Below are 21,626 nucleotides of genomic sequence, written 5' to 3' on the forward strand. Positions count from 1 at the left end.
GGCGGATCAGAGGGTGACGCCACGGCCCGGCATCGCGAATCCGATCGACCGACGGCGGACGCGAGAAGTGACGTTCGAGGGGGGAACGTCAGGCCGACCGGAACCGCAGCGTCACATCGCCGAGGACGGGTGCGTCCTCGCGCTCGACCACCGTCGCGGCGATGGTCAACTCGTCGCCCTGCCGCCAGATGCGGGTACGAATCGTCTCGCCGGGGTACAGCACCCCGGCGAAGCGGGCGCGAAACCCGGTGACCCGCCCGGCATCCGAGCCGAGCACGGTGTCGGTGGCCGTCTTGCAGACGATGCCGTACGTGCACAGCCCGTGCAGGATAGGGGCGGGAAACCCGGCGGCGGTGGCGAATTCGGGGTCCGAGTGCAACGGATTGCGGTCGCCGCACATGCGGTAGAGCAGTGCCTGCTGCGGCAGGGTCGGCGTGGTCACGTCGAAATCCGGTGCACGCTCGGGCAGCTCGGTCTTGGTGCTCGGCCCGCGCTCGCCGCCGAAGCCGCCCTCGCCGCGGGCGAAGATCGAGGAGCGCGCGGTCCACAGCGGCTCGCCGTCGGAGCCCGTGACGGTCTGCTCCTGCACGACCACCGCCGCGGAGCCTTTGTCCCAGAGCTCGGTGATCCGTCCCGTGCTGGTCGCCTTGCCAGCGGCCGGGATCGGGCGGTGCACCTCGACCTCCTGATGCCCATGCACCACCTTGGCCAGGTCGATGTCGATGCCGGGGAAGCTGACGCGCGGCGGCTCGGTCTCGTGCAGCGTCGGCGCGACGGTCGCGAAGGTCGGCAGCACCTGCGGTGTCCGGTCGTCGAGGTAGCGCAGCTCGGCCGGGTCGGTCCACCGCGTGCCCGCGCCGAGGCCGAGCTGGTACAGCTGCACGTCGGAGGGCGTCCAGCTGAACTCGCGGCTCGGAAGCTCCGCTCCCAGGGCGACTTTCGGATCGATGGGCATCAGGCCTCCTTGCTCGGCAGCGGACGGGTCGGCTGGGCGGCCTTCTTCTCGACGATATCGAGCACGGCCAGGTAGCCGAAGGTGAGCGCGGGGCCGATGGTGGCGCCGGGGCCCGCGTAGGTGTGGCCCATCACCGGGGTCGAGCAGTTGCCCGAGGCGTAGAGCCCCTCGATCGGGCTGCCGTCCTCGCGCAGCACCCGGCCCGCGGTATCGGCGACCAAGCCGCCCTTGGTGCCCAGGTCGCCCGGCACCATCTTGGCGGCATAGAACGGGCCCTGCACCAGCGCGGCCAGGCACGGGTTCGGCTTCACCGTCGGGTCGCCGTAGTACCGGTCGTAATGGCTGTCGCCGCGGCCGAAGTCGGTGTCCTTGCCGGTCTCGGCGAAGGTGTTGAAGCGGGCGACGGTCGCGGTGAGGTTCTCGGCGGGCACGCCGATCCGGGTGGCCAGCTCCTCGAGGGTGTCGGCCTTGACGATGTTGTCGTTCTCCATCCACCGCGACGGAAAGCGCTGGCCCGGTTGCAATCCGGCGAAGATGTAGCGGTTGCGGTAGCGCTGGTCGAAGACCAGCCAGGCCGGGATGTTCGCGCCGGGCCCCTCGCCCTGGCCGTACTTGCCCCCGTACATGGTGTGCACGGCCTCGACATAGGGCGCGGACTCGTTGCCGAAGCGCTTGCCCTCGGCGTTGACCATGATGGTGCCCGGCAGATTCCGCTCGGCCAGCGCGAACCACGGCCGCCCGCCCTTGAACACGGTCGGACCCCACCAGGCGTCCTCCATGAAGCCGACGTCGCCGCCTGCCGCCATGCCCGCGAGGATGCCGTCGCCGGTGTTGGCGGCCGCGCCGGTGGTCCACTCGGTGGTGATGGGCTGACGCTGATACTTGGTGCGCAGCTCGGCATTGTGCTCGAAACCGCCGCTGCCGAGCACGACGCCGTAGCGCGCCTTGACCGTGACCGGCTCGCCCTCGTGCTCGGCCTCCACCCCGGTCACCACGCCGTTCTCCACCACGAGACCGGTGAGCGGGGTGTTCAGCAGCACCGGCACATTCGCGTCGAGCAGCCCCTTGCGCATGGCCGCGATGATCGCCTGGCCCATGCCGACGATGTGCTTGCCGGTGAACTTGGCCAGGTAGGTGCGTGCGCCGACCCGCAGGGCCCGCGCCATCCCCTTGGGATGCCTGCGGATCAGGTTGAGCCGGACGAAGTCGGCCTGCATGACGACGACGTTCAGCGGCGCCTTGGCGTAGGGCGGCTCGAGATTGGCCAGTTCCGCGCCGAGCACCTTCGCGTTGAACGGGGCGGGCTCACACGAGCGGCCCTCGCCGAGCCCGCCCGGCGCCTCCGGGTAGTAGTCGGAGTAGCCCGGCACCCACTTCATCTTCAGCGGGGTGTGGTCGAGCACGAAGTCGAAGGCCTCCGCGCCCCGGTCGATGTAGGTGTCGATCCGCTCCTTCGGCACCACGTCGCCGATGATGCTGTGCAGGTAGGTGCGGGCCGCCTCCCGGTCGTCCGGTCGGCCGGACGCGCGCAGCGCCTTGTTGCCGGGGATCCAGACGCCACCGCCGGAGCGTGCGGTGGACCCGCCGTAATGCGCGGCCTTCTCGATGAGCACCACGCTGAGCCCATGGTGGGCGGCGGTGAGGGCGGCGGTCATGCCTGCGGCGCCGCTGCCGACCACCACCACATCGTATTCCCGATCAATCATGTAGAACACGTTATAGAATGAGACGGCCGTTGGTCTATGTTGTGTGGCAGAAGACTTACTCGGCTTTCCGTTTGCTGAGAAACTCGTTTCAGTTTCAGACCGGAGTGAACTACATGGGGTTCGATTGGGACCTGGTTGCCGACGTGGTCGTCGTCGGGTTCGGCGCGGCAGGCGCCGCCGCGGCGCTCGAGGCGGCGGCCGACGGCGCGCAGGTGCTCGCGCTGGAGCGATTCGCCGGCGGCGGGGCGTCGGCGTTGTCCGGCGGCATCATCTACGCCGGCGGCGGGACCTCGGTGCAGCGCGCGGCCGGGGTCGAGGACACGCCCGAGGCGATGCTCGCGTATCTGGAGCGCGAGGTCGGCGACGCCGTGTCGCCGGAGACGCTGCGCCGGTTCGTGGACGGCAGCCCGGCGATGATCGAGTGGCTGAAGGGCCATGGCGTTCCGTTCGAGGCGTCGCTGTGCCCGTACAAGACCTCGTACCCGAACGACAGCTACTACCTGTACTACTCGGGCAGCGAGATCTCCGGCGCGTTCCGGGACATCCCGGCGGCGCAGCGTGGGCATCGGGTCAAGGGCAAGGGTACCTCCGGCAAGCAGCTGACGGGCCCGCTCGCGGCCGCCGCCTCCCGGCTCGGCGTCCGCGTCGAAACCCTCACGCGGGCAACCCGGTTGATCGTCGACGACGCGGGCACGGTGGTCGGCGTCGAATGCGCGACACTGCGGGACGCGCCGGGCCGGGTCCGCGATCGGTACACGCGGATGGCCAAGATCGCGGCCAAGCCGGGCATCTACTACCCGCCGCTGCGCGCGGCGCTGGAGAAGCGCCTCGAGCGGCTGGATCGCCAGTACGGCAAGACGATTCGTGTACTCGCTCGGCGCGGCGTGGTGCTCAGCGCCGGCGGCTTCATCGCCAATCGCGCGATGGTCCGCGAGTACGCGCCCGCCTACCGCGGCGGCCTCGCGCTCGGTACCACCGGTGACGACGGCAGCGGCATCCTGCTCGCCCAGCGCGCCGGCGCGGCCACCGCCCGGATGGGCAACGTCTCGGCGTGGCGATTCCTGTTGCCGCCCAGCGCTTTCACCGGTGCGATACTGGTCGACGCCGCGGGCCGTCGGGTCATCGACGAGACCAGGTACGGCGCGGCGGTCGGCCACGCGCTCATCACCGAACACGACGGAAAGGGCTGGCTGCTCGCCGACGACGAGCTGATGCGGACCGCGATCGGCCAGATCGGCAAGCAGGGCGCCTGGTTCCAGCGCGGTCAGTTCGAGACCATGCGGCGCACCGCCGTTCGCGGCGCGACCCTCGCGGCCGTCGCGGCGAAGGCCGGGATCGACGCGGCCGGACTGCGCGCGACGGTGGACGCGCACAATGCCGCGATCGCCGACGGCGCCCCCGACCCCGTCGGCAAGCCCGCCGAGTTCACCACGCCGCTGCGCACCGGCCCGTTCTGGCTGCTGGACGTGGGCATCAAGCCCAGCCTCGCCAATCCGTGCCCGATGCTCACCCTCGGCGGCGTGGTCGTGGACGAGTACACCGGCGCGGTGAAATCGACTGATGGCCAAGACATTCCGGGCCTGTACGCGGCGGGCAGGACCGCCGTCGGCATCTGTTCGGAGTCCTACGTCAGCGGCCTGTCGCTGTCGGACTGCATCTTCTCCGGCCGCCGGGCCGGACGGTCGGCGGCGGGCGAACAGGCGGTGCTTTCCGAACAGGTCGGGGCGCACGATCGAGCAAGAGTGGAAGGGAACTAGCGTGCTGTCCGACGCGGTACGAACCGAATTGGCCGACGAGCTCGAGCTCGCCGAACGGGACCGGGTGGCGATCGACCCGCTGGTCGCCCGGCATCCGGACATCGACGTGGTCGATGCCTACGAGATTCAGCTGATCAACATCCGGCGCAGGCTCGACACCGGCGCCCGGATCGTGGGCCACAAGGTCGGCCTCTCGTCCGAGGCCATGCAGCAGATGATGGGCGTGGACGAACCCGACTACGGTCACCTGCTCGCGGAAATGGAAGTCTACGAAGACGTTCCGGTCGAGGCGGACCGCTACCTGTTCCCGCGGGTCGAGGTCGAGGTCGGCTTCGTGCTCGGCGCCGACCTGCCCGGCGCGGACTGCACCGAGGACGACGTGCTCGCCGCCACGGTCGCGTTCGCCCCGGCCATCGAGCTGATCGACTCGCGGATCAAGGACTGGAAGATCGGCCTGGCCGACACCATCTCCGACAACGCGTCCTCCGCCGGCTACGTGCTCGGCGCGCAGCGGGTGGCGCCGAAGGACATCGACGTCAAGGCGATCGACGCGGTGCTCACCCGCAACGGCGAGGTGGTCGCCGAGGGCCGCAGCGACGCCGTGCTCGGCGACCCGGTGATCGCGGTGGCCTGGCTGGCCCGCAAGGTCGCGAGCTTCGGGGTGCGGTTGAAGGCGGGCGACATCGTGCTGCCCGGCTCGTGCACCCGCGCCATCGACGCGCGCCCCGGCGACAAGTTCCACGCCGAGTTCGCCGGACTCGGTTCTGTCCGTCTGCAATTCATCTGAGCTCACCTACCACCCCCAAGGAGGCATGTGGTGTCCGACAACGGGACCGTCACCGCCGCGATCGTCGGGTCCGGCAATATCAGCACCGATCTGCTCTACAAACTGTTGCGCTCCACGACCATCGAGCCGCGGTGGATGATCGGGATCGACCCCGACAGCGAGGGGCTGAAGCGGGCCCGCGGGCTGGGGCTGGAGACCTCGGCCGAGGGCGTCGACTGGCTGCTCGGCCAGTCCGAGCTGCCTGAGCTGATCTTCGAGGCGACCTCGGCCTACGTGCACCGCGCCGCCGCGCCGAAGTACGCCGAGGCCGGAATCCGCGCCGTGGACCTCACCCCGGCCGCCGTCGGCCCGGCCGTGGTGCCGCCGGTGAACCTCGGCGCGAATCTGGACGCGCCGAACGTCAACATGATCACCTGCGGCGGGCAGGCCACCATCCCGATCGTCGCGGCCGTGTCCCGGGTGGTGCCGGTCGTCTACGCGGAGATCGTCGCCTCGGTGTCCTCGGTCTCGGCCGGGCCCGGCACGCGCGCCAATATCGACGAGTTCACCAAGACCACCAGCCGCGGCGTCGAGACCATCGGCGGCGCGGAGCGCGGCAAGGCGATCATCATCCTGAACCCGGCCGAGCCGCCGATGATCATGCGCGACACCATCTTCTGCGCCATCCCCGCCGACGCCGACACCGACGCCATCACCGAGTCCATCCATCGAATTGTGGCCGACATCCAGCAGTACGTGCCCGGCTACCGGCTGTTGAACGAGCCCCAGTACGACCCGCCGTCGGTGATCGCCGGTGGCATGGCGAAGGTCTCGGTCTTCGTCGAGGTCGAAGGCGCGGGCGACTTCCTGCCGCCCTACGCGGGCAACCTCGACATCATGACCGCGGCCGCGACCCAGGTCGGCGAGGTCATCGCCGGCCAGATCCGCTCGGCCCGGGTGTAAGGAGCGAAAACATGTCCTACTCAGCAGAACTCGACATCCGCGTCACCGACACCTCGCTGCGCGACGGATCCCACCACAAGCGCCACCAGTTCACCGCCACCGAGGTCCGCGACATCGTCGCCGCCCTCGACGGTGCGCGGGTGCCGGTCATCGAGGTCACCCACGGCGACGGGCTCGGCGGGTCCTCGTTCAACTACGGCTTCTCCAAGACCCCCGAGCAGGAGCTGATCAAGATCGCGGCGGAGACCGCGACGCAGGCCAAGATCGCGGTCCTGATGCTGCCCGGCGTCGGCGTCAAGGAGGACATCAAGATCTCCCAGGACAACGGCGCCTCGATCTGCCGCATCGCCACCCACTGCACCGAGGCCGACGTCTCCATCCAGCACTTCGGCCTGGCCCGCGAGCTCGGGCTGGAGACCGTCGGCTTCCTGATGATGTCGCACTCCCAGCCGCCGGAGGTGCTGGCCAAGCAGGCGCGCATCATGGCCGACGCGGGGTGCCAGTGCGTCTACGTCGTCGACTCCGCCGGGGCGCTCGTGCTCGACCAGGTCACCGACCGCGTCGCCGCCCTCGTCGCCGAGCTCGGCGACGACGCCCAGGTCGGCTTCCACGGCCACGAGAACCTCGACCTCGCCGTCGCCAACTCCATCTACGCCATCCGCGCCGGCGCCACCCAGATCGACGGCAGCGCAAGGCGTTTCGGCGCGGGCGCGGGCAACACCCCCGTCGAGGCGCTCGTCGGCGTCTGCGACAAGCTCGACATCAAGACCGGCATCGACTTCTACGCCATCGCCGACGCCGCCGAAGACGTCGTCCGCCCCGCCATGCCCCAGGAATGCCTGCTCGACCGCCAGTCCCTCATGATGGGCTACGCCGGCGTCTACTCCAGCTTCCTCAAGCACGCCGAACGCCAAGCCGAACGCTACGGCGTCTCCGCCGCCGAAATGCTCGTCCGAGCCGGCAACCGCAAACTAGTAGGCGGCCAAGAAGACCAACTCATCGACATAGCCCTCGAACTCCAACGCGAGCAGGCCGCAGCGCCCGCCTGACCGGCACCGCGCTACATCGGCGAGAGCCGAATGGTCGCCAGTTGATCTCTGACAGCGACCACATGACTCTCGCCGATGGGTGTGACGGTTGGGATGCCCTGCGTAATGCGGTCAGCTGGCGAAGAACTCGTCGGCTTCGCGCCGCATGGCCATTGCGTCTACACGGGGGAGATTTCGGTGCCGCTCGATCAGCTCTTCAGCGGTGAGTCGGTACCGTACGCGAAGGGGCGGCGGTTCGTTGACGGCTGAGCCGTGCCGAATTGTCGTCGCGGCGTACTTCAGCGCGGCGAGGATGTCGGCAGTGCCGAGTTCGGGATGGTCTGCCACAACCTCATCGACTGTCATTCCGGTTGCCAATAGGTTCAGTAGCGACTCCACCGGGAACGGCAGGCCGCGTATGACTGGCTTGCCGTCGCATACGGCAGGGTCGACAGTCACTCGGTCCAGCGGGGACATCGGCCCACTGTAGGCGGGGACCGGGCACTGTCGCCCGCGATTTACAGCCAGGTGTCGAGGGTGGTTGTGGTGAGGAAGTGGTCTAGGTCGGCTCGCCAGGGGGCGGGGGTGGTCTTCTCGGGTTCTATGGCGGTGTATTGGCCGCGGTAGAAGAGGAGGGGGCGGCCGGTGGTGGTGGATTCGGTGAGGGCTTGGACTCGGCCGATGACTATGTAGTGGTCGCCGCCGTCTACGACGCTGTCCACGGTGCACTCGATGGTGGCGAGGGCGTCGTCGAGGACGGGGACGGCGCGGGGGGAGGCGTGCCAGGAGGCGCCGGCGAACTTGTCGGGTTCGCGGGAGCCGAAGCGGGCGCAGAGCTCGCGCTGCTCCTCGGCGAGGACGTTCACGCAGAAGCGCCCGGACTGCTCGATGGCAGCCCAGGAGCGCGAGGTCTTGGTGGGGCAGAACAGGATCAGCGGCGGGTCGAGGGAGAGGGCGGCGAAGGACTGGCAGGCGAAACCGACCGGCGCCTCGGCATCGTCGAAGGTAGTGATGACGGTGATGCCGGTACAGAACTGGCCGAGCACGTTCCGGAAGGCCCGCGCGTCGATCTCGGGATGGGTCATCGTTTCGCTCGCCCTCTGTTCACCCGCCCCGCCGGCTCCGCCGCCTGCCGTCCCCTGGCCGTTCACTGCTGGCGCTGCCCGACCGAGAAGTCGTGGCCCCACAGGCTCACGGCGGTGGATTCGCGGGCTATCCAATCATTGTCGTCGACTTCGAGTCCCTCGCAGCCGAATTCGACGTCGAACCCGCCCGGCGTCTTCATGTAGAACGAGAGCATCTTGTCGTTGACGTGCCTGCCGAGCGTCGCCGACATCGGCACCTTCTTGCGCAGCGCGCGATCCAGGCACAGCCCGACGTCGTCGGCGTCGGCCACCTCGAGCATCAGGTGCACGATGCCGCTCGGCGTCGGCATGGGCAGGAACGCCAGCGAGTGGTGGCGCGGGTTGCAGCCGAAGAACCGCAGCCAGGCCGGCTCGCCGTCGGCGGGGCGCCCGACCATCTGCGGCGGCAGCCGCATCGAGTCGCGCAGCCGGAAGCCGAGCACGTCGCGGTAGAACTCCAGCGCGGCCTTGTCGTCCTTGGTGCTGAGCACCACGTGCCCGAGCCCCTGCTCCTCGGTGACGAACCGGTGCCCGTACGGGCTCACCACGCGCCGATGCTCCAGTGCCGCACCGTGAAACGCCTCGAGCGTGTTGCCGGAGGGATCCTCGAAGCGGATCAGCTCGTACACCCGCCGATCGGCCAGCTCCGCCGCGGTGCCCTCCTTGTAGGGCACGCCCGCGGCTTCGAGCCGGGTCCGAACGTCTTGCAGCTCTTCGGCATTGGCGGTCTCCCACCCCGAGATCTGCAGCCGGTCCTGCTCGCCGGGCGTGATCACCAGCCGGGCCGGGAACTCATCCATCCGCAGGTACAGCGCCTCCGGATTCGTGCCCTTGCCCTCGATCATGCCGAGCACCTTGAGGCCGTATTCGCGCCAGGCGGCCATGTCGGTCGCCTCGATGCGCAGGTAGGCCAGTGAACGTATCCCCATCACTTCTCCTTGGCGCCGGCGAGGAAGTCGATTGTCAGCCGGTTGAATTCGTGGAACTTCTCCAATTGTGCCCAGTGTCCGCAGCCGCCGAACACGTGCAGCTGAACCCGCGGGATCACCTTGGTCGCGACCAGCGCGCCGTCGAGCGGGTTGACCCGGTCCTCGCGGCCCCAGATCAGCAGCACCGGCTGGCGCAGCTTGTAGGCGTCGCGCCAGAGCATGCCCTTCTCGAAGTCCGGTCCGGAGAAGGACTTTCCCATCGAGCGGGCCGCGGCGAGCGACTCCGGCGTGTTCGCCGCCGCGAATCGTTCGTCGATCAGCTCCTCGGTGACCAGCGACTGATCGAAGACCATGATCCGCAGGAACGCCTCGATGTTCTCCCTGGTCGGCTGGTAGGTGAACTTACCGAGCAGCTTCACCCCCTCGGTGGGTCGGGGGCGAACAGGTTGGTGCTCAGCCCGCCGGGGCCCATCAGCACCAGCTTCCCGGCCCGATCCGGGTAGTCCAGCGCGAACCGCACGGTAGCGCCGCCGCCGAGCGAGTTGCCCAGCAGGTGCACCCGCGAGGTGATCTCCAGATGATCGAGCAGGTCGTTCAGCGCCGACGCGCTGTGCACGAAGTACTGGGGATGCTCGGTCGGCTTGTCGGACTTCCCGTATCCGGGCTGGTCCACGGCCAGCACGTGGAAGTGCTCGGCGAGCACGGGGATATTGCGGGAGAAGTTGGACCAGGCGGACGCGCCGGGCCCGCCGCCGTGCAGCAGGACGATCGTCGGACCGTTGCCGACGCCCGCCTCGTGGTAGTGCAGTTTCAGATCCGGCCGCACCTGCGCGAAGCGGGAGGTCGATTCGGCGGTGAGTTCCGCGGTGGAGGTCATAGCCTGCTCCTTACACCATCGCGTCGGCGATGGGCAGCCCGAACTCGTGCTGGCCGTACAGCTGGTAAGCCCGCTCGGGATCGTTCGCCGCGTGCACCCGGCCGGCGTGCGCGTCGCGCCAGAAGCGTTGCAGCGGAGTGCCGTTGGCCAGCGCGGTGGCGCCCGAGCTCTCGAAGAGCTTGTCGATGGCGGCGATCGAGCGGCCGGTGGCGCGCACCTGGTCCCGCCGCGCCCGCACCCGCAGGTCGAAGGGGACATCGCCGCCCGCGACGAGAATCGCGTACTCCTCGGCGACGTTGCCGGACAGCTGACGCCAGGCCGCGTCGATATCGCTGGACGCCTCGGCGATGCGCACCTTGGCGAACGGATCGTCCTTGGCCTTCTCGCCCGCGTAGGCCGCGCGCACCCGCTTGCCCTGGTGCTCCACGTGCGCCGCGTAGGCGCCGTAGGCCATGCCGACGATCGGCGTCGAGATGGTCGTGGGATGGATTGTGCCCCACGGCATCTTGTACACAGGGTCGGTGTTCTGGGCCAGGCCGGGCGCCGTCAGCTCGTTCATCTTGCGGAAGCTGAGGAACCGGTGCCTCGGCACGAAAACATCTTTCACCACAACGGTATTGGAGCCGGTGCCGCGCAGGCCGACCACGTTCCAGACATCGTCGATGCGGTAGTCGTCGCGCGGGATGAGGAAGCTGCCGAAGTCGACCGGCTTGCCGTCCTTGATGACCGGGCCGCCGAGGACCGCCCAGGTCGCGTGGTCGCAACCCGACGACCAGGCCCACGAGCCGTTGACGATGTACCCGTCCTCGGCCACCACGCCCGCGCCCATCGGCGCGTACGACGAGGAGATCCGCACCTCGGTGTCCTCGCCCCAGACGTCCTCCTGCGCCTGCTGGTCGAACAGCGCCAGGTGCCAATTGTGCACGCCGACAATGCCGGCCACCCAGCCGGTGGAGCCGCAGGCGCCGGCCAGCTTGCGCACCGTGTCGTAGAAGACGACCGGGTCGGCCGCGTGGCCGCCCCACTGCTTGGGCTGCAGCAGCCGGAAGAACCCCGTCTCCTGCAACGCCTTCATGGATTCGTCGGGGATGCGGCGCAGGTCCTCGGCCTCCTGCGCGCGCTCGCGCAGGGTCGGCAACAGCGCGTCGACCCGTTCGGTCACTTCTTGCGTCATCTCGGGACCTGCTCCTGCCTGGTCAGTTGGGTAACCGGTACTCATTTGCCTCTGAGACTAGAACAGGTTCTTATTTCTGTCGAGAACCGGTGTCCATCGCGGGTCTCAGACGGACATGCGCAGGAAGTGGGCGGAATCGCTGGCGTGGAACGCCACATTTTTGTAACGTGTTCTAGTACAGAGGAGGAGGATTCGCGATGGCAGTTACCCCACAGGGGAGCGGTGCGAAAGTCCGGGAGTTAGATGTCGGCACCGCGCCCACCCGGTATGCGAGGGGATGGCATTGCCTCGGTCTGGCCAAGTCGTTCCGCGACGGTAAGCCGCACGCGGTCAATGTGTTCGGCACCAAGCTCGTGATCTGGGCCGATTCCAACGACGAGCTGCGCGTGCTGGACGCCTATTGCAGGCACATGGGTGGCGATCTCAGCATGGGCGAGGTCAAGGGTGACGACATCGCCTGCCCGTTCCACGACTGGCGCTGGTCCGGCGAGAGCGGCAAATGCACCGCGATTCCGTATGGGAAGCGAGTGCCGCCGCTGGCGCGCACCCGGAAGTGGACGACGCTCGAGCGCAACGGCCAACTGTTCGTCTGGCACGACGTCGAGGGCAGCCAGCCCCCACCCGAGGTGACCATCCCGCACATCAAGGGCCCTTACACCGACGCGGACGGCAACCCGAGCGAGCAGCTCGACAGCGGCTGGACCGACTGGACCTGGAACTCCATGCTGATCGAGGGCGCGAACTGCCGCGAGATCATCGACAACGTCGTCGACATGGCCCACTTCTTCTACATCCACTTCGCGTTCCCGACCTACTTCAAGAACGTCTTCGAGGGCCACATCGCCACGCAGTTCCTGGAGACCAAGGGCAGGCCGGACATCGGCATGGCGTCCAAGTACGGCGGCGACACCACGCTGTCCTCGGAGGCCTCGTACTTCGGGCCGTCCTACATGATCAATCCGCTGGTCAACATGTACAGCGGGTACGAGGTGCGCAGCGTCCTGATCAACTGCCACTACCCGGTCACCCAGGACTCCTTCGTCCTGCAGTGGGGCATCACCCTGGAGAAGCCGCAGGGCGTCGAGGGTGAGATGGCGGACAAGCTGGCCGAGAAGATGACCGAGGGCATCAGCGTCGGCTTCCTGCAGGACGTCGAGATCTGGAAGCACAAGTCCAAGGTCGAGAATCCGCTGCTGTGCGAGGAGGACGGCCCGGTCTATCAGCTGCGGCGCTGGTACGACCAGTTCTACGTCGACCTCGCCGACGTCACCGAGAAGATGACCCAGCGCTTCGAGTTCGAGGTCGACACCACCAAGGCGAACGAGGTGTGGGAGGCCGAGGTCGCGGAGAACCTGCGCCGCAAGCGCGAGGCCGACGAGGCCGCGGCCAAGGCGGCGGAGGCCGAAGAGGCGGAGGCCGGAGTCTGATGGCGACCTGGGCGAAAGCACCCGACTTCGCCGACCAACCGGCGCGGCAGGCCGAAGTGCGCGCCCAGACCGTGGTCGACAAGGAGCGCTACCTGGAGCAGGGCCTGACACCGCTGCGGTGTCAGGCCTGCCGGAGCCAGGTGCTCGTGCGCAAGAGCAGTTCGCACCAGACCTCGGTGCAGTGGACCCAGCCGCCGCACACGCACTGCCCCGTCTTCGCGGAGCTCAGCCGCAACGGCGCAGGCCCCGGCCGCCCCGACTCCTGCCCGCAGCTGGAGAAGACCATCAAATGGGCGGTGGACGAGGGCCTGATCGAGGTCCCGGAGTAGCCGACTCAGTCCATGTGGAAGTCGGCGAAGTCGAAGCCGGGGGAGACGATGCAGCTCACCAGCGTGTATTCGTCGCCGACGGGCCATGCGGCTTGGCTGACGCCGCCGGGCACCACGGCCTGCAACACCTGACCGTGCTCGACATCGGGGCCGAGGACGACCTCCTCGCCGCCGATGTCGAGCACCAGCGGGCCGCCGCGCTGCCAGAGCCACAACTCGTCGGAGCGGACCGTGTGCGGCGCGGACCGCTCGCCCGGCAGCAGCAGGAAGTAGATCGCGGTGGCGCTGGCCCGTGCGCCCGAGTAGCCGGGCGGCTCGAATTCCACGGCGCTGCGCCAGGTTTCGCGGAACCAGCCGCCCTCCGGATGTGGTGCGAGATCGAGCGCGGCCGCGAGTGCGGGTCGGTTGTCGGTCATCACACGACTATGCCCGATCCGAGAAGCTATGGCATTGGGTGAGTTGTCCAGTGACCGTATCGGTCGGCGGTATGTCTTGAACGCTCATAGGGGAGCGCTATGGTGAGTGGGTGGACGTCCTCAGCGAGACCATAGCCGCCATCCGCACGGGCAGCCCGACGTCCGGCATGTTCGTCCGGCACGCCCCGTGGGGTCGCAGCTATCCTGTGGTTCCCGGCGCGGGTTTCCATGTCGTGCTCCAGGGTTCGTGCTGGCTGGTGCCGCCGGGCAGCGTGCCGATGGCGCTGGGTGTGGGCGATGTGGTGTTCATGCCGCGCGGGGCGGACCACGACCTGGTCGACAGCCTCGACAGTCCGGTCACCGAACTGGCGAAACCGGGAGAGCCGAGGGAACTGCCCGGTCCTGGGGTGCGCACCGTATTGCTCTGCGGTGCATACGAATTGGGCAGGCAGCGCAGTCATCCGCTGCTCGACGAGCTGCCCGAGTTCATCCACCTCCCGGCCCGCCCCGGCCGCCACCCCGCCCTGCGCGGCGCCGTGGACCTGCTCGCCGCGGAGATCGCCGAGCCGCACCCCGGCAGCGACGCCGCCGTCCCGGCGCTGCTCGAGACGATGCTGCTGTTCATCCTGCGCGCCTGGCTCGCCGAACAGTCCAGCGACCGATCCTCCGGGTGGGCGGCCGCTTTCGCCGATCCCGCGGTCGCCGCCGCACTGCGCGCCGTGCACGAGGAACCAGCGCGGCCGTGGACCGTGCCCGACCTCAGCGACGTCGCGGGCGTCTCGCGCGCCACCCTCGCGCGGCGCTTCACCGCCACGGTCGGCGAGCCGCCCCTGTCCTACGTGACCCGCTGGCGCATGCTCACCGCCGCGCGCCTGCTCCGCGACACCGACGACCCGCTCGGCGCGGTCGCCCGGCGGGTCGGCTACACCTCCGAATTCGCCTTCGCCAAGGCCTTCAAGCGCGAATACGGCGTCGCCCCAGGGCAATACCGTCGCGCGGAGGACAAGCCGCCGCTCGTCGCGGTCTGACACAATGCTCACGCGCGCTCGCCGCGGCGCGCCAAGCCGTCGAGAATGAGCGTCAGGCCCTCTTCGAACGCCGACTCCGGATCGATCCGCGGGGTGTTCGCCGCCGGCTCCGCCTCCGCGCCGGCCTCGGCCTGTTCCTCCAGGACGGCGCCGACGGTGAAGCGGCTCGCGGTCAGCATCGCCAGCTGCGCGTCCCGCTCCGGCAGGCCGGACGCGATCAGGAACGCCATCTTGTGGACGAGCCGGTCCAGGTCGGCCGCCCCGGGCCGGGTTCCGGCGTGCAGCCGCGCGCCGTCGCGGCGCATCAGCAGGGTCCGCCGGAAGCTGCGCGTGTTCTCGAGAAACCAGTCGCGCCAGTCGTCGGCGGGTGTCGGCAGCGGGGCCGTCGAGTGCGGCGCCATCGCGGCCTCGGCCATCGCGGCGAGCAACTCCTCCTTGTTGCGGAAGTGGTAGTAGAGCGACGGTTGCTCGACGCCGAGCCGCTTCGCCAGCTGCCGCGTGCTGACGGCGTCCAAGCCGACCTCGTCGAGCAGGTCCAGCGCCTCGGCGATGACGGTGTCGCGGTTCAGCTTGGCCATATTGACAATTTATCAGTGATAGGCAACTCTGAGAAATGAACCTATCACCGATAGAAAGGACCCGCGGCATGACCATCGACTCGGGAGCTCGCACCCTGAAAATCCTCGTCTGCGGCGGCGGCATCGCGGGCCAGGCGCTGGCCTTCTGGCTGGCCGGAGCCGGCCACCGGATCGTCGTCGTCGAACGCTTCCCCGCGCTGCGCGCCACGGGTGCCCAGGTCGACCTCCGCGGTCAGGGCATCGAGGCCGTCGAGCGCATGGGCCTGCTCGACGCCGTCCGCGCGAAACTGGTGGACGAGGCCGGTGTCTCCTTCGTGAATGCCAAGGGCGCGGCGCGAGGGACGATCATGGCCAACACCTCCGGCCGCGGCCGCCAAACTTTGACCTCGGAGTACGAGATCATGCGCGGTGACCTGGTCCGCGTCCTCCACGACGCGACGAAGGGCGACGTCGACTACGTGTACGGCACGAGCGTCGAGCGCTTCCAGCAGGACGGCGAGCGGGTCGTCGCCCACTTCGCGGACGGCTCCTCCGACGAATTCGACCTGCTGATCGGGGCGGACGGTCAAGGATCGCGCATTCGGCGGGCCATCCTGCCGTACGGCTCCGCGGACCCGTACTGGCCGGTGGGCATCCACATGGCCTACTGGTTCGTTCCGCGCATCGCCTCCGACGACAATATCCGTGACACCTACCACGCCACCCGCGGCCGAATGATCATGCGGCGCAGCCACAATCCCACCGAGACCCAGGTGTATTTCGTGCTGCGGGAAACCTCGGCGGAGGCCTCGGCGATCCACCGGGAGCCGCTCGAACGCCAGCAGCGCTTCTGGGCCGAGCGGTTCCGCGACGCGGGGTGGCAGACCGAGCGATTCCTCGACGGCATGCGCACGACCGAGAGCTTCTACTCGCAGGAGGTGTTGCAGGTGCGCACGCGGACATGGTCCAAGGGGCGCGTCGTGCTGGTCGGCGATGCCGCGCACTGCGCGTCCCCGTACAGCGGCATGGGCGTCTCCGGCGCGCTGGTCGGCGCGTATGTCCTTGCCGGAGAGATCAATCGGCACGCCGACGATCCGGCGACGGCGTTGGCGAACTACGACGCGACGGTGCGGCCGTTCGCCGACGAGATCCAGGCGACCGTGCGGCCGCGCCTGCTGCGCCTCGGCATGCCGAAGACTCAGCTCGGCATCGACGCGTTCCACTCCCTGACCGCGCTGGCCTGCTCCCTGCGCATTCCCGAGCTGGTCGCGAAGTTGTCCAAGGAGGACCGTGGCGGCGGCTGGCCTCTTCCGGACTACCCGGAACTCGACGGCGCGTCACGATCGACCTCGGGCGCGTAGTAGTTGAGAGGTGGATGCGACGGGGTTTATCGAGGCGAATTCGGAACTGCTCACGCGGTTGTTGCCGGAGGATCGGCTGTCGGAGCTGTCGGTGCGCGAGGGGCAGTTCCACTCTGTGGTGGTCGGTTCGGAGCGGGTGATCGCGTTCGCGCGGACCGCGGCTGCCGCGCAACGGCTTTCGGCGCGGGCGGATGGGCTTCGCGCGCTGGCACGACTCGAGCTCGGAGTGGCCGTGCCGGAGTGCCTCTCGGTGGAGGAAGCTCCGCCCTGTCTGGTGATGACGAAGGTCGCGGGCGCGCCACTGGACGAGGAGTCGTTACGCGACCCTGTCGTCGCGAAAACCGTTGCACGGCAATGCCGTGACCTACTCGACCAGCTGGCCGCCGCTGGAAGTGCAGGGCAGATCGACATCCCAGCAGCTTCCGTCGATCGATGGCGCGAGTTCGCCGACGGTGTTCGCGCCGAGCTGTACCCGCTGATGAACGCCGACGGCCGGGAGCGGGCAGAGCGGGAACTCGCCGCGCTCGACTCCCTGCCGCATCTCACCGGGGCCGTCGTACACGGCGATCTCGGCGGCGAAAACCTGTTGTGGGACAACGTCGATGGGCTGTTCGTCTTGCGCGGGGTCGTAGACTGGGACGGTGTCTGCCTCGGCGATCCCGCCGAGGACTACGCCGCGCTCGGCGCGGGTTACGGCTCCGACGTGCTGCGCGAAATGCTGGCACTCGGCCCGCCGGACGATGACCTCGCCGTCCGAATATCAGTCATCCAAGGAACTTTCGCGCTTCAGCAGGCGCTCGCGGCCCATCGCGACGGCGACGCCGAGGCACTCGCCGACGGCCTGGCCGGCTACCTCAGCTGAACGGCGTGCGCGGCCGGTCCTGCAACTCCCCGTCGAGATAGACGTCGACCTTCTCGTTGTAGAAGCAGACCAGTCCCGCGACCTTCTGGCTCTCCGGCAGCGGCGTGCGGTAGCCCCACACGTAGTCCCGGTATTCGTCGTCGCCGATCCGCACATTCCAGTAGTCGGCGGTGCCCTTGTAGGGGCAGCTGGTGTGGGTGTCCGACGGGTGCAGCAGGTCCATGCGCACGTCGGTCATCGGCAGGTAATACCTTGCGGGGAGCCCGGTTTCGAAGAGAATGCGCGGGGAGTGCGAGTCCGCGACGGTCACGCCGCCGATCTCGACGCGCACGTGCCGGGAGCTGGCGAGAATATCGACCCGCGAGTAGGGGTCGCGGGGATGGACGTACACCGGTTCGTCCTCCTCGAACCACTCGTCCATCTTGTTCCACTCGAGCCGCACCAGCTCGTTCAGCTCGGTCAGCGGCGAGTCGTGGTAGCGCAGCGCGGCCGCGGACGCCGTAGTGCCGTCGACGACCACGTCATACTCCGTCGCGTCGCCGCGGCTGGGGGAGTGGTGGGTGTTCCCGGTCGGCTCGAGTTTCGCCCGAAGATCCTCGGCCCGAAGGTAATAGGTGGGGTAGTGCGGACCCTCCCACACCAGGACCGGCCGCGCGGTGTCGGCGACCACGTGTCCACCGAGAAACACCCGCACTCGCTTCTGGCTGGTCTCGATCCGTACCCGGCCTCGCTGCGCATCGCCCATGCCATCCGACGGTACTCCCGCCGCGTGCCTGAGCGCCCGGTACGACTGCGCCTGAACGCCCGAACGCCCGGTACGACCGCGCCATGCGCCCGGCACGCCGACAGCCGCCTGAACCGATGTGGTCCAAGCGGCTGCACGCGGCCGGTTTCAGTCGCCGACGGTGATCGCCTCCGCCTCGGCGACGCTGTGCGGCGCCGGATCGTGCTCGTCGATGTGCGCGAGTGCTGCGCGTCCGGCGAGCAGCACCACCACCGCGCCCGCGGTGCACGCGGCGCCGACCCAGAACGGCAGCGCGATGCTGTGCTCGCCGAGCTTGCCCGCGAGGTACGGCGCGGCCGCGCCGCCGGCGAAGCGGACGAAGCTGTAGGCCGCGGAGGCGGTCGACCGCTCGACCGGCGCCGAGATCATCACGGCCTCGGTGATCAGGGTGTTGTTCACGCCGAGGAACAGGCCGGCCAGCACGGTGCCGACGATCAGCACCGGCTTGTGCTCGGCGAACGCCGCCATCACCGCGAGGTCCGCGGCGAACAGCGCGAGCGACAGACCCATCATCGGCAGCGAACCGAACCGTCGCTGCAGCCGCGGCGCCAGGAACACCGAGGCCAGCGCGAGCAGCACGCCCCAGCCGCAGAAGATGAAGCCGATCGCGTAGGTGCCCATGTCCAGCGGGAACGGCGTGTAGGCGAGCAGCGTGAAGAAGCCGAAGTTGTAGAGCAGCGCGGTGAGGCTGACGGTCAGCAGGCCGCGGTGGCGCAGCGCCAGGAAGGGGGCGGCGATGGAGGTGTGGTGCGTCGGCTTCGGGCCGTCGGGCAGCAGCACGACGATGCTGATCAACGCGACCGCCATCAGCACCGAGACGCCGAAAAACGGCCCGCGCCAGCTGATTCCGCCCAGCACGCCGCCGAGCAGCGGGCCGGTCGCGATGCCGATGCCGAGCGCGGCCTCGTAGAGGATGATCGCGCGGGCGACGCCGCCGCTGGCCGCGCCGACGATGGTGGCCAGCGCGGTGGCGATGAACAGGGCGTTGCCCAGGCCCCAGCCCGCGCGGAACCCGACGATCTGGGTGACGGTGTCGGACAACCCCGCTAGCGCCGCGAACACGATGATGATGGAAAGGCCAGCCACCAGAGTTTTCTTCGCACCGAATCGGCTCGAAACCACGCCCGTGATCAACATGGCCACGCCGGTCACCAGCATGTAGCTGGTGAACAGCAGCGAGACCTGCGACGGCGAGGCGTGCAGTTGTTCGCCGATCGGTTTGAGGATCGGATCTACCAGGCCGATTCCCATGAAGGCGATCACGCTCGCGAACGCGACCGCCCAGACGGCTTTGGGTTGGCGGTGTGTCGCGGTGGGGTCCGCGCCGACGGCGCGATCAGGAGCCGAAATGCTCATCGATGTTCCCTCGATATCGGATGGTGCTGTGGTACAGCCGTTTTCAGGGCCTCCAGCAGTTCGTTCAGATCGGTATCCATGCGGGCCAGGCGTTCGACGTCGAAGCCGTCCAGCCGCGTGGTGAGCGCGGCGGCGAACGCCTGCCGCGCCTGGGTGAGCCGGTTGCGTCCGGCCGGGGTGAGCTCCACGACGACGGCCCTGGAGTCGGCCGTGTCCTTGCGCCTGGTCGCGAAGCCATCCGCGACCAGCCTGCCGATCAGCGTCGTTGCCGCCGGCTGGGAACAGCGGTCGATTCTGGCGAACTCACTGACCCGCACGGCGCCGTGTTCGTCGAGCACCGCCAGTGCCCGCAGCACCGCGCGCGGCAGATCGTCGCCGCTGACCACCCCGGCCAGCCGAGTGAGCCGGCCCGCGGTCACGAGTAGATCGACGACGATGTCATCCGCTGTGTTCACCTGAGCCTGCTGCACTCATTTATTATTACATAAGCTAACTATATATGTCCCGTGAACTCGATCACGGACACGGCAAAGCCCCGGCACGGTCGGCCGCGCCGGGGCTTGACCTGGCGTTTTACGAGGCGGCCACGGGTCGGCGGGGTGTGCCGAAGAGGTGGGCGTTCCCGTGGGCGCGTTTGAAGAACAGGTGCGCGTCGTGCTCCCAGGTGATGGCTATGCCGCCGTGCAACTGGACGGTCTCGGCGACGATCGTGCTCAGGGCCTCGGTGCAGTGGCGGCGCGCGACCCAGACGTCCTCGGCGGCGGTGGCGGCGTCTTCGGCGACCGCGAGGGTGGCGGCGACCGAGGCGGACTCCGCCGACTCCAGCAGGACGTACATATCGGCCATGCGGTGCTTGAGGGCCTGGAAGCTGCCGATCGGGCGGCCGAACTGGACCCGGGACTTGGTGTAGTCGACGGTCATCTCCAGGCAGCGCGCGGCGGCGCCGACCTGTTCGGCGGCGACCGCGGCCCAGGCGATCTCGCGCAGGCGGGTCGGCGCGGGGTCGCCGAGGCGAGTGGCCTCGGCCGCCGTGAAGGTGATCTCGGACAGCTTGCGCGTCGGGTCCATGGTCGGCACGACGCGTCGCGCGACACCGGTTGCGGCGGAAGCGATCTCGAAGAAGCCGGTCGAGGTGATCACGATCAGGGTGTCGGCGGTGTGCCCATCGATCACGTAATGCGCCGTGCCGGTGAGCTTTCCGCCGTCTTCCTCGACTCCAGGCTCGTCCCAGCCGCTTTCGTCGGCCCAGCAGACCGCGAGCGTGCGCGTCCCCTCGGCGACCTCGGGCAGCAATCGCGCGCACACCTGCGCGTCGCCCGACAGCAGCACGGCCTGCGTGCCGAGCACCGCGGAGCCGAGCATCGGCACCCCGGCCAGGGTGCGGCCCAATTCGCGCACCACGAGCAGGGATTCGACCAGGCTCGCGCCCACGCCGCCGTATTCCTCGGGAATGGCCAAGGCCGCCACCCCGATCTGCTCGCACAGCCGCCGCCACAGCGCCGGGTCGTAGCCGAGCTCGGTGTCCATCGCCGCTCGCACCGCGGCCGACCCGGCGTGCTTGGCGAGCAGCGCGCGCACCGACGCGGTGAACTCCTGATGTTCGGTGCTCGTCATGCCGTCCCCCGCGAATCGGCCTCGTCGCGGAGCGCGGCCGCGATCCGTGCGCGATGGAAATCCGCTGTGCCCCAGGCGGAGCGAAGCGCGGTGACCTTGGTGAGCCAGAGCGACAGGTCATACTCGGCGGTGTAGCCGATCGCCCCGTGCACCTGCAGCGCGGCCCGCGCCGCCCGGTAGGCCGCGTCGCCGCAGGCGACCACGGCGGCCGAGACATCGCGCCCGCGCGTCGGTTCGCCCATGGTGAGCGCGGCGCGATAGAGCAGCGGCTCGGCCAGATCGAGCCCGATCAGCACGTCGGCGAGCTTCTGCTTCACGGCCTGGAACTCGCCGATCGGCTTGCCGAACTGCTTGCGCTGCTTGGCGTATCCGGTGGTGGCGTCCAGCAGCGCGCGACCCGCGCCGAGCAGCTGGGCCGCGCAGGCCAGCGCGCCGGTGTCCAACGCGGTGGCGACGGCGGCGGCCACCTCCGGGCCCTCGGCCACCGCCTCGTCGGCGGAGACGGCGAACAGCCGGCGCGCCGGATCGACCGAGCGGACCAGTCCGGCCCGCTGCGCGGTATGCAGCCGGGCACCGTCGGCGATCAGCACGACCTCCGCGCTGTCGGCGTCGA

General features: G+C 69.1%; 22 protein-coding genes and 1 pseudogene. 9 read left to right on the forward strand and 14 right to left on the reverse strand.

Annotated elements, in window-relative coordinates:
- Positions 1-88: 88 nt before the first annotated feature.
- Positions 89-955: an enoyl-CoA hydratase ChsH3 gene (chsH3, locus tag ON39_RS02490; RefSeq protein ID WP_040730357.1), complete on the reverse strand. Its 867-nt coding sequence runs from the start codon at positions 953-955 to the stop codon at positions 89-91.
- Positions 955-2,670, reverse strand: a complete 1,716-nt coding sequence (kstD, locus tag ON39_RS02495) for a 3-oxosteroid 1-dehydrogenase (protein WP_051186225.1) — start codon at positions 2,668-2,670, stop codon at positions 955-957. The genes chsH3 and kstD overlap by 1 nt, the downstream gene beginning before the upstream one ends.
- A gap of 104 nt (positions 2,671-2,774) precedes the next feature.
- Here kstD and ON39_RS02500 point away from each other — a divergent pair, with 104 nt between their 5' ends.
- Genes ON39_RS02500 through dmpG form a run of 4 tightly spaced genes read left to right on the forward strand, consistent with a single transcriptional unit; the run spans position 2,775 to position 7,196 of the window.
- On the forward strand, positions 2,775-4,418 hold the full coding sequence (locus ON39_RS02500; RefSeq protein WP_040730396.1) for an FAD-binding protein: 1,644 nt from the start codon (positions 2,775-2,777) through the stop codon (positions 4,416-4,418).
- Position 4,419: 1 nt separating this feature from the next.
- Entirely contained in the window at positions 4,420-5,205 is a 786-nt protein-coding gene (locus ON39_RS02505; protein WP_040730358.1) for a 2-keto-4-pentenoate hydratase, read from the forward strand.
- Between the two features lie 30 nt (positions 5,206-5,235).
- The gene (locus tag ON39_RS02510; protein WP_040730399.1) at positions 5,236-6,147 is read left to right on the forward strand and encodes an acetaldehyde dehydrogenase (acetylating); all 912 of its coding nucleotides are present in this window, start codon (positions 5,236-5,238) and stop codon (positions 6,145-6,147) included.
- An 11-nt stretch (positions 6,148-6,158) separates the two neighbouring features.
- Positions 6,159-7,196: a 4-hydroxy-2-oxovalerate aldolase gene (gene dmpG, locus ON39_RS02515; protein WP_040730359.1), complete on the forward strand. Its 1,038-nt coding sequence runs from the start codon at positions 6,159-6,161 to the stop codon at positions 7,194-7,196.
- Between the two features lie 111 nt (positions 7,197-7,307).
- Here dmpG and ON39_RS02520 read toward each other — a convergent pair whose 3' ends face one another.
- The 5 genes and pseudogenes from ON39_RS02520 to hsaA all read right to left on the reverse strand — a co-directional run bounded on the left by ON39_RS02520 (position 7,308) and on the right by hsaA (position 11,279).
- Positions 7,308-7,652, reverse strand: coding sequence for a DUF433 domain-containing protein (locus ON39_RS02520; RefSeq protein ID WP_083894206.1), 345 nt, complete (start codon positions 7,650-7,652; stop codon positions 7,308-7,310).
- A 41-nt stretch (positions 7,653-7,693) separates the two neighbouring features.
- Positions 7,694-8,260, reverse strand: coding sequence for a 3-hydroxy-9,10-secoandrosta-1,3,5(10)-triene-9,17-dione monooxygenase reductase subunit (gene hsaB, locus ON39_RS02525; RefSeq protein ID WP_040730362.1), 567 nt, complete (start codon positions 8,258-8,260; stop codon positions 7,694-7,696).
- Positions 8,261-8,322: 62 nt separating this feature from the next.
- Positions 8,323-9,228, reverse strand: a complete 906-nt coding sequence (gene hsaC / locus ON39_RS02530) for an iron-dependent extradiol dioxygenase HsaC (RefSeq protein WP_040730364.1) — start codon at positions 9,226-9,228, stop codon at positions 8,323-8,325.
- Positions 9,228-10,105, reverse strand: a pseudogene (hsaD, locus tag ON39_RS02535) (4,5:9,10-diseco-3-hydroxy-5,9,17-trioxoandrosta-1(10),2-diene-4-oate hydrolase). Before hsaD ends, hsaC begins: the two are co-directional and overlap by 1 nt.
- 10 nt (positions 10,106-10,115) lie before the next feature.
- Positions 10,116-11,279 carry a 3-hydroxy-9,10-secoandrosta-1,3,5(10)-triene-9,17-dione monooxygenase oxygenase subunit gene (gene hsaA, locus ON39_RS02540; RefSeq protein ID WP_040730365.1) on the reverse strand — a complete coding sequence of 388 codons (1,164 nt, stop codon included), beginning with the start codon at positions 11,277-11,279 and terminating at the stop codon, positions 10,116-10,118.
- Between the two features lie 197 nt (positions 11,280-11,476).
- Between hsaA and ON39_RS02545 the strand changes: the two genes are divergently transcribed.
- The gene (locus tag ON39_RS02545) at positions 11,477-12,706 is read left to right on the forward strand and encodes a 3-ketosteroid-9-alpha-monooxygenase, oxygenase component (RefSeq protein ID WP_040730367.1); all 1,230 of its coding nucleotides are present in this window, start codon (positions 11,477-11,479) and stop codon (positions 12,704-12,706) included.
- On the forward strand, positions 12,706-13,035 hold the full coding sequence (locus ON39_RS02550; RefSeq protein WP_040730368.1) for a hypothetical protein: 330 nt from the start codon (positions 12,706-12,708) through the stop codon (positions 13,033-13,035). Before ON39_RS02545 ends, ON39_RS02550 begins: the two co-directional genes overlap by 1 nt.
- 5 nt (positions 13,036-13,040) lie before the next feature.
- On the opposite strand, the gene ON39_RS02555 is transcribed toward ON39_RS02550, so the two are convergent.
- A complete protein-coding gene (locus tag ON39_RS02555) occupies positions 13,041-13,451 on the reverse strand; it encodes a cupin domain-containing protein (RefSeq protein WP_040730370.1) in 411 nt (136 codons plus the stop codon).
- Positions 13,452-13,561: 110 nt separating this feature from the next.
- Here ON39_RS02555 and ON39_RS02560 point away from each other — a divergent pair, with 110 nt between their 5' ends.
- Entirely contained in the window at positions 13,562-14,479 is a 918-nt protein-coding gene (locus ON39_RS02560) for an AraC family transcriptional regulator (RefSeq protein ID WP_040730371.1), read from the forward strand.
- An 8-nt stretch (positions 14,480-14,487) separates the two neighbouring features.
- Here ON39_RS02560 and ON39_RS02565 read toward each other — a convergent pair whose 3' ends face one another.
- The gene (locus tag ON39_RS02565; protein ID WP_040730373.1) at positions 14,488-15,057 is read right to left on the reverse strand and encodes a TetR/AcrR family transcriptional regulator C-terminal domain-containing protein; all 570 of its coding nucleotides are present in this window, start codon (positions 15,055-15,057) and stop codon (positions 14,488-14,490) included.
- A 68-nt stretch (positions 15,058-15,125) separates the two neighbouring features.
- Here ON39_RS02565 and ON39_RS02570 point away from each other — a divergent pair, with 68 nt between their 5' ends.
- On the forward strand, positions 15,126-16,397 hold the full coding sequence (locus ON39_RS02570; protein WP_040730375.1) for an FAD-dependent monooxygenase: 1,272 nt from the start codon (positions 15,126-15,128) through the stop codon (positions 16,395-16,397).
- 10 nt (positions 16,398-16,407) lie between these two features.
- Complete coding sequence (locus ON39_RS02575) at positions 16,408-17,259, forward strand: phosphotransferase family protein (protein WP_040730377.1); 852 nt, start codon at positions 16,408-16,410, stop codon at positions 17,257-17,259.
- Here the strand turns inward: ON39_RS02575 and ON39_RS02580 are convergent.
- The 5 genes from ON39_RS02580 to ON39_RS02600 all read right to left on the reverse strand — a co-directional run.
- Positions 17,252-18,004, reverse strand: coding sequence for a DUF427 domain-containing protein (locus ON39_RS02580; RefSeq protein WP_040730379.1), 753 nt, complete (start codon positions 18,002-18,004; stop codon positions 17,252-17,254). The genes ON39_RS02575 and ON39_RS02580 overlap by 8 nt on opposite strands.
- A 147-nt stretch (positions 18,005-18,151) precedes the next feature.
- Complete coding sequence (locus ON39_RS02585) at positions 18,152-19,399, reverse strand: MFS transporter (protein WP_040730381.1); 1,248 nt, start codon at positions 19,397-19,399, stop codon at positions 18,152-18,154.
- Complete coding sequence (locus tag ON39_RS02590) at positions 19,396-19,854, reverse strand: MarR family winged helix-turn-helix transcriptional regulator (protein WP_040730383.1); 459 nt, start codon at positions 19,852-19,854, stop codon at positions 19,396-19,398. Before ON39_RS02590 ends, ON39_RS02585 begins: the two co-directional genes overlap by 4 nt.
- Positions 19,855-19,972: 118 nt before the next feature.
- Positions 19,973-21,013, reverse strand: a complete 1,041-nt coding sequence (locus ON39_RS02595) for an acyl-CoA dehydrogenase family protein (RefSeq protein ID WP_040730385.1) — start codon at positions 21,011-21,013, stop codon at positions 19,973-19,975.
- Positions 21,010-21,626, reverse strand: a 617-nt coding sequence (locus tag ON39_RS02600) for an acyl-CoA dehydrogenase family protein (RefSeq protein WP_040730386.1), incomplete at its 5' end; no start/stop codon positions are given. The genes ON39_RS02600 and ON39_RS02595, both read right to left, overlap by 4 nt.

The sequence above is a fragment of the Nocardia tenerifensis NBRC 101015 genome, assembly GCF_000308715.1.
In the GTDB taxonomy this organism is placed as follows: domain Bacteria; phylum Actinomycetota; class Actinomycetes; order Mycobacteriales; family Mycobacteriaceae; genus Nocardia; species Nocardia tenerifensis.

Bases quoted from the DNA above. Each gene is read 5' to 3' on its own strand.
- ON39_RS02550 (WP_040730368.1), top strand. From the start codon at position 12,706: ATGGCGACCTGGGCGAAAGCACCCGACTTCGCCGACCAACCGGCGCGG.
- ON39_RS02545 (WP_040730367.1), top strand. From the start codon at position 11,477: ATGGCAGTTACCCCACAGGGGAGCGGTGCGAAAGTCCGGGAGTTAGAT.
- hsaA (WP_040730365.1), bottom strand. From the start codon at position 11,279: ATGACGCAAGAAGTGACCGAACGGGTCGACGCGCTGTTGCCGACCCTG.
- ON39_RS02555 (WP_040730370.1), bottom strand. From the start codon at position 13,451: ATGACCGACAACCGACCCGCACTCGCGGCCGCGCTCGATCTCGCACCA.
- ON39_RS02565 (WP_040730373.1), bottom strand. From the start codon at position 15,057: ATGGCCAAGCTGAACCGCGACACCGTCATCGCCGAGGCGCTGGACCTG.
- ON39_RS02585 (WP_040730381.1), bottom strand. From the start codon at position 19,399: ATGAGCATTTCGGCTCCTGATCGCGCCGTCGGCGCGGACCCCACCGCG.
- ON39_RS02595 (WP_040730385.1), bottom strand. From the start codon at position 21,013: ATGACGAGCACCGAACATCAGGAGTTCACCGCGTCGGTGCGCGCGCTG.
- ON39_RS02570 (WP_040730375.1), top strand. From the start codon at position 15,126: ATGACCATCGACTCGGGAGCTCGCACCCTGAAAATCCTCGTCTGCGGC.
- hsaC (WP_040730364.1), bottom strand. From the start codon at position 9,228: ATGGGGATACGTTCACTGGCCTACCTGCGCATCGAGGCGACCGACATG.
- ON39_RS02520 (WP_083894206.1), bottom strand. From the start codon at position 7,652: ATGTCCCCGCTGGACCGAGTGACTGTCGACCCTGCCGTATGCGACGGC.
- dmpG (WP_040730359.1), top strand. From the start codon at position 6,159: ATGTCCTACTCAGCAGAACTCGACATCCGCGTCACCGACACCTCGCTG.
- ON39_RS02500 (WP_040730396.1), top strand. From the start codon at position 2,775: ATGGGGTTCGATTGGGACCTGGTTGCCGACGTGGTCGTCGTCGGGTTC.
- ON39_RS02580 (WP_040730379.1), bottom strand. From the start codon at position 18,004: ATGGGCGATGCGCAGCGAGGCCGGGTACGGATCGAGACCAGCCAGAAG.
- chsH3 (WP_040730357.1), bottom strand. From the start codon at position 955: ATGCCCATCGATCCGAAAGTCGCCCTGGGAGCGGAGCTTCCGAGCCGC.
- hsaB (WP_040730362.1), bottom strand. From the start codon at position 8,260: ATGACCCATCCCGAGATCGACGCGCGGGCCTTCCGGAACGTGCTCGGC.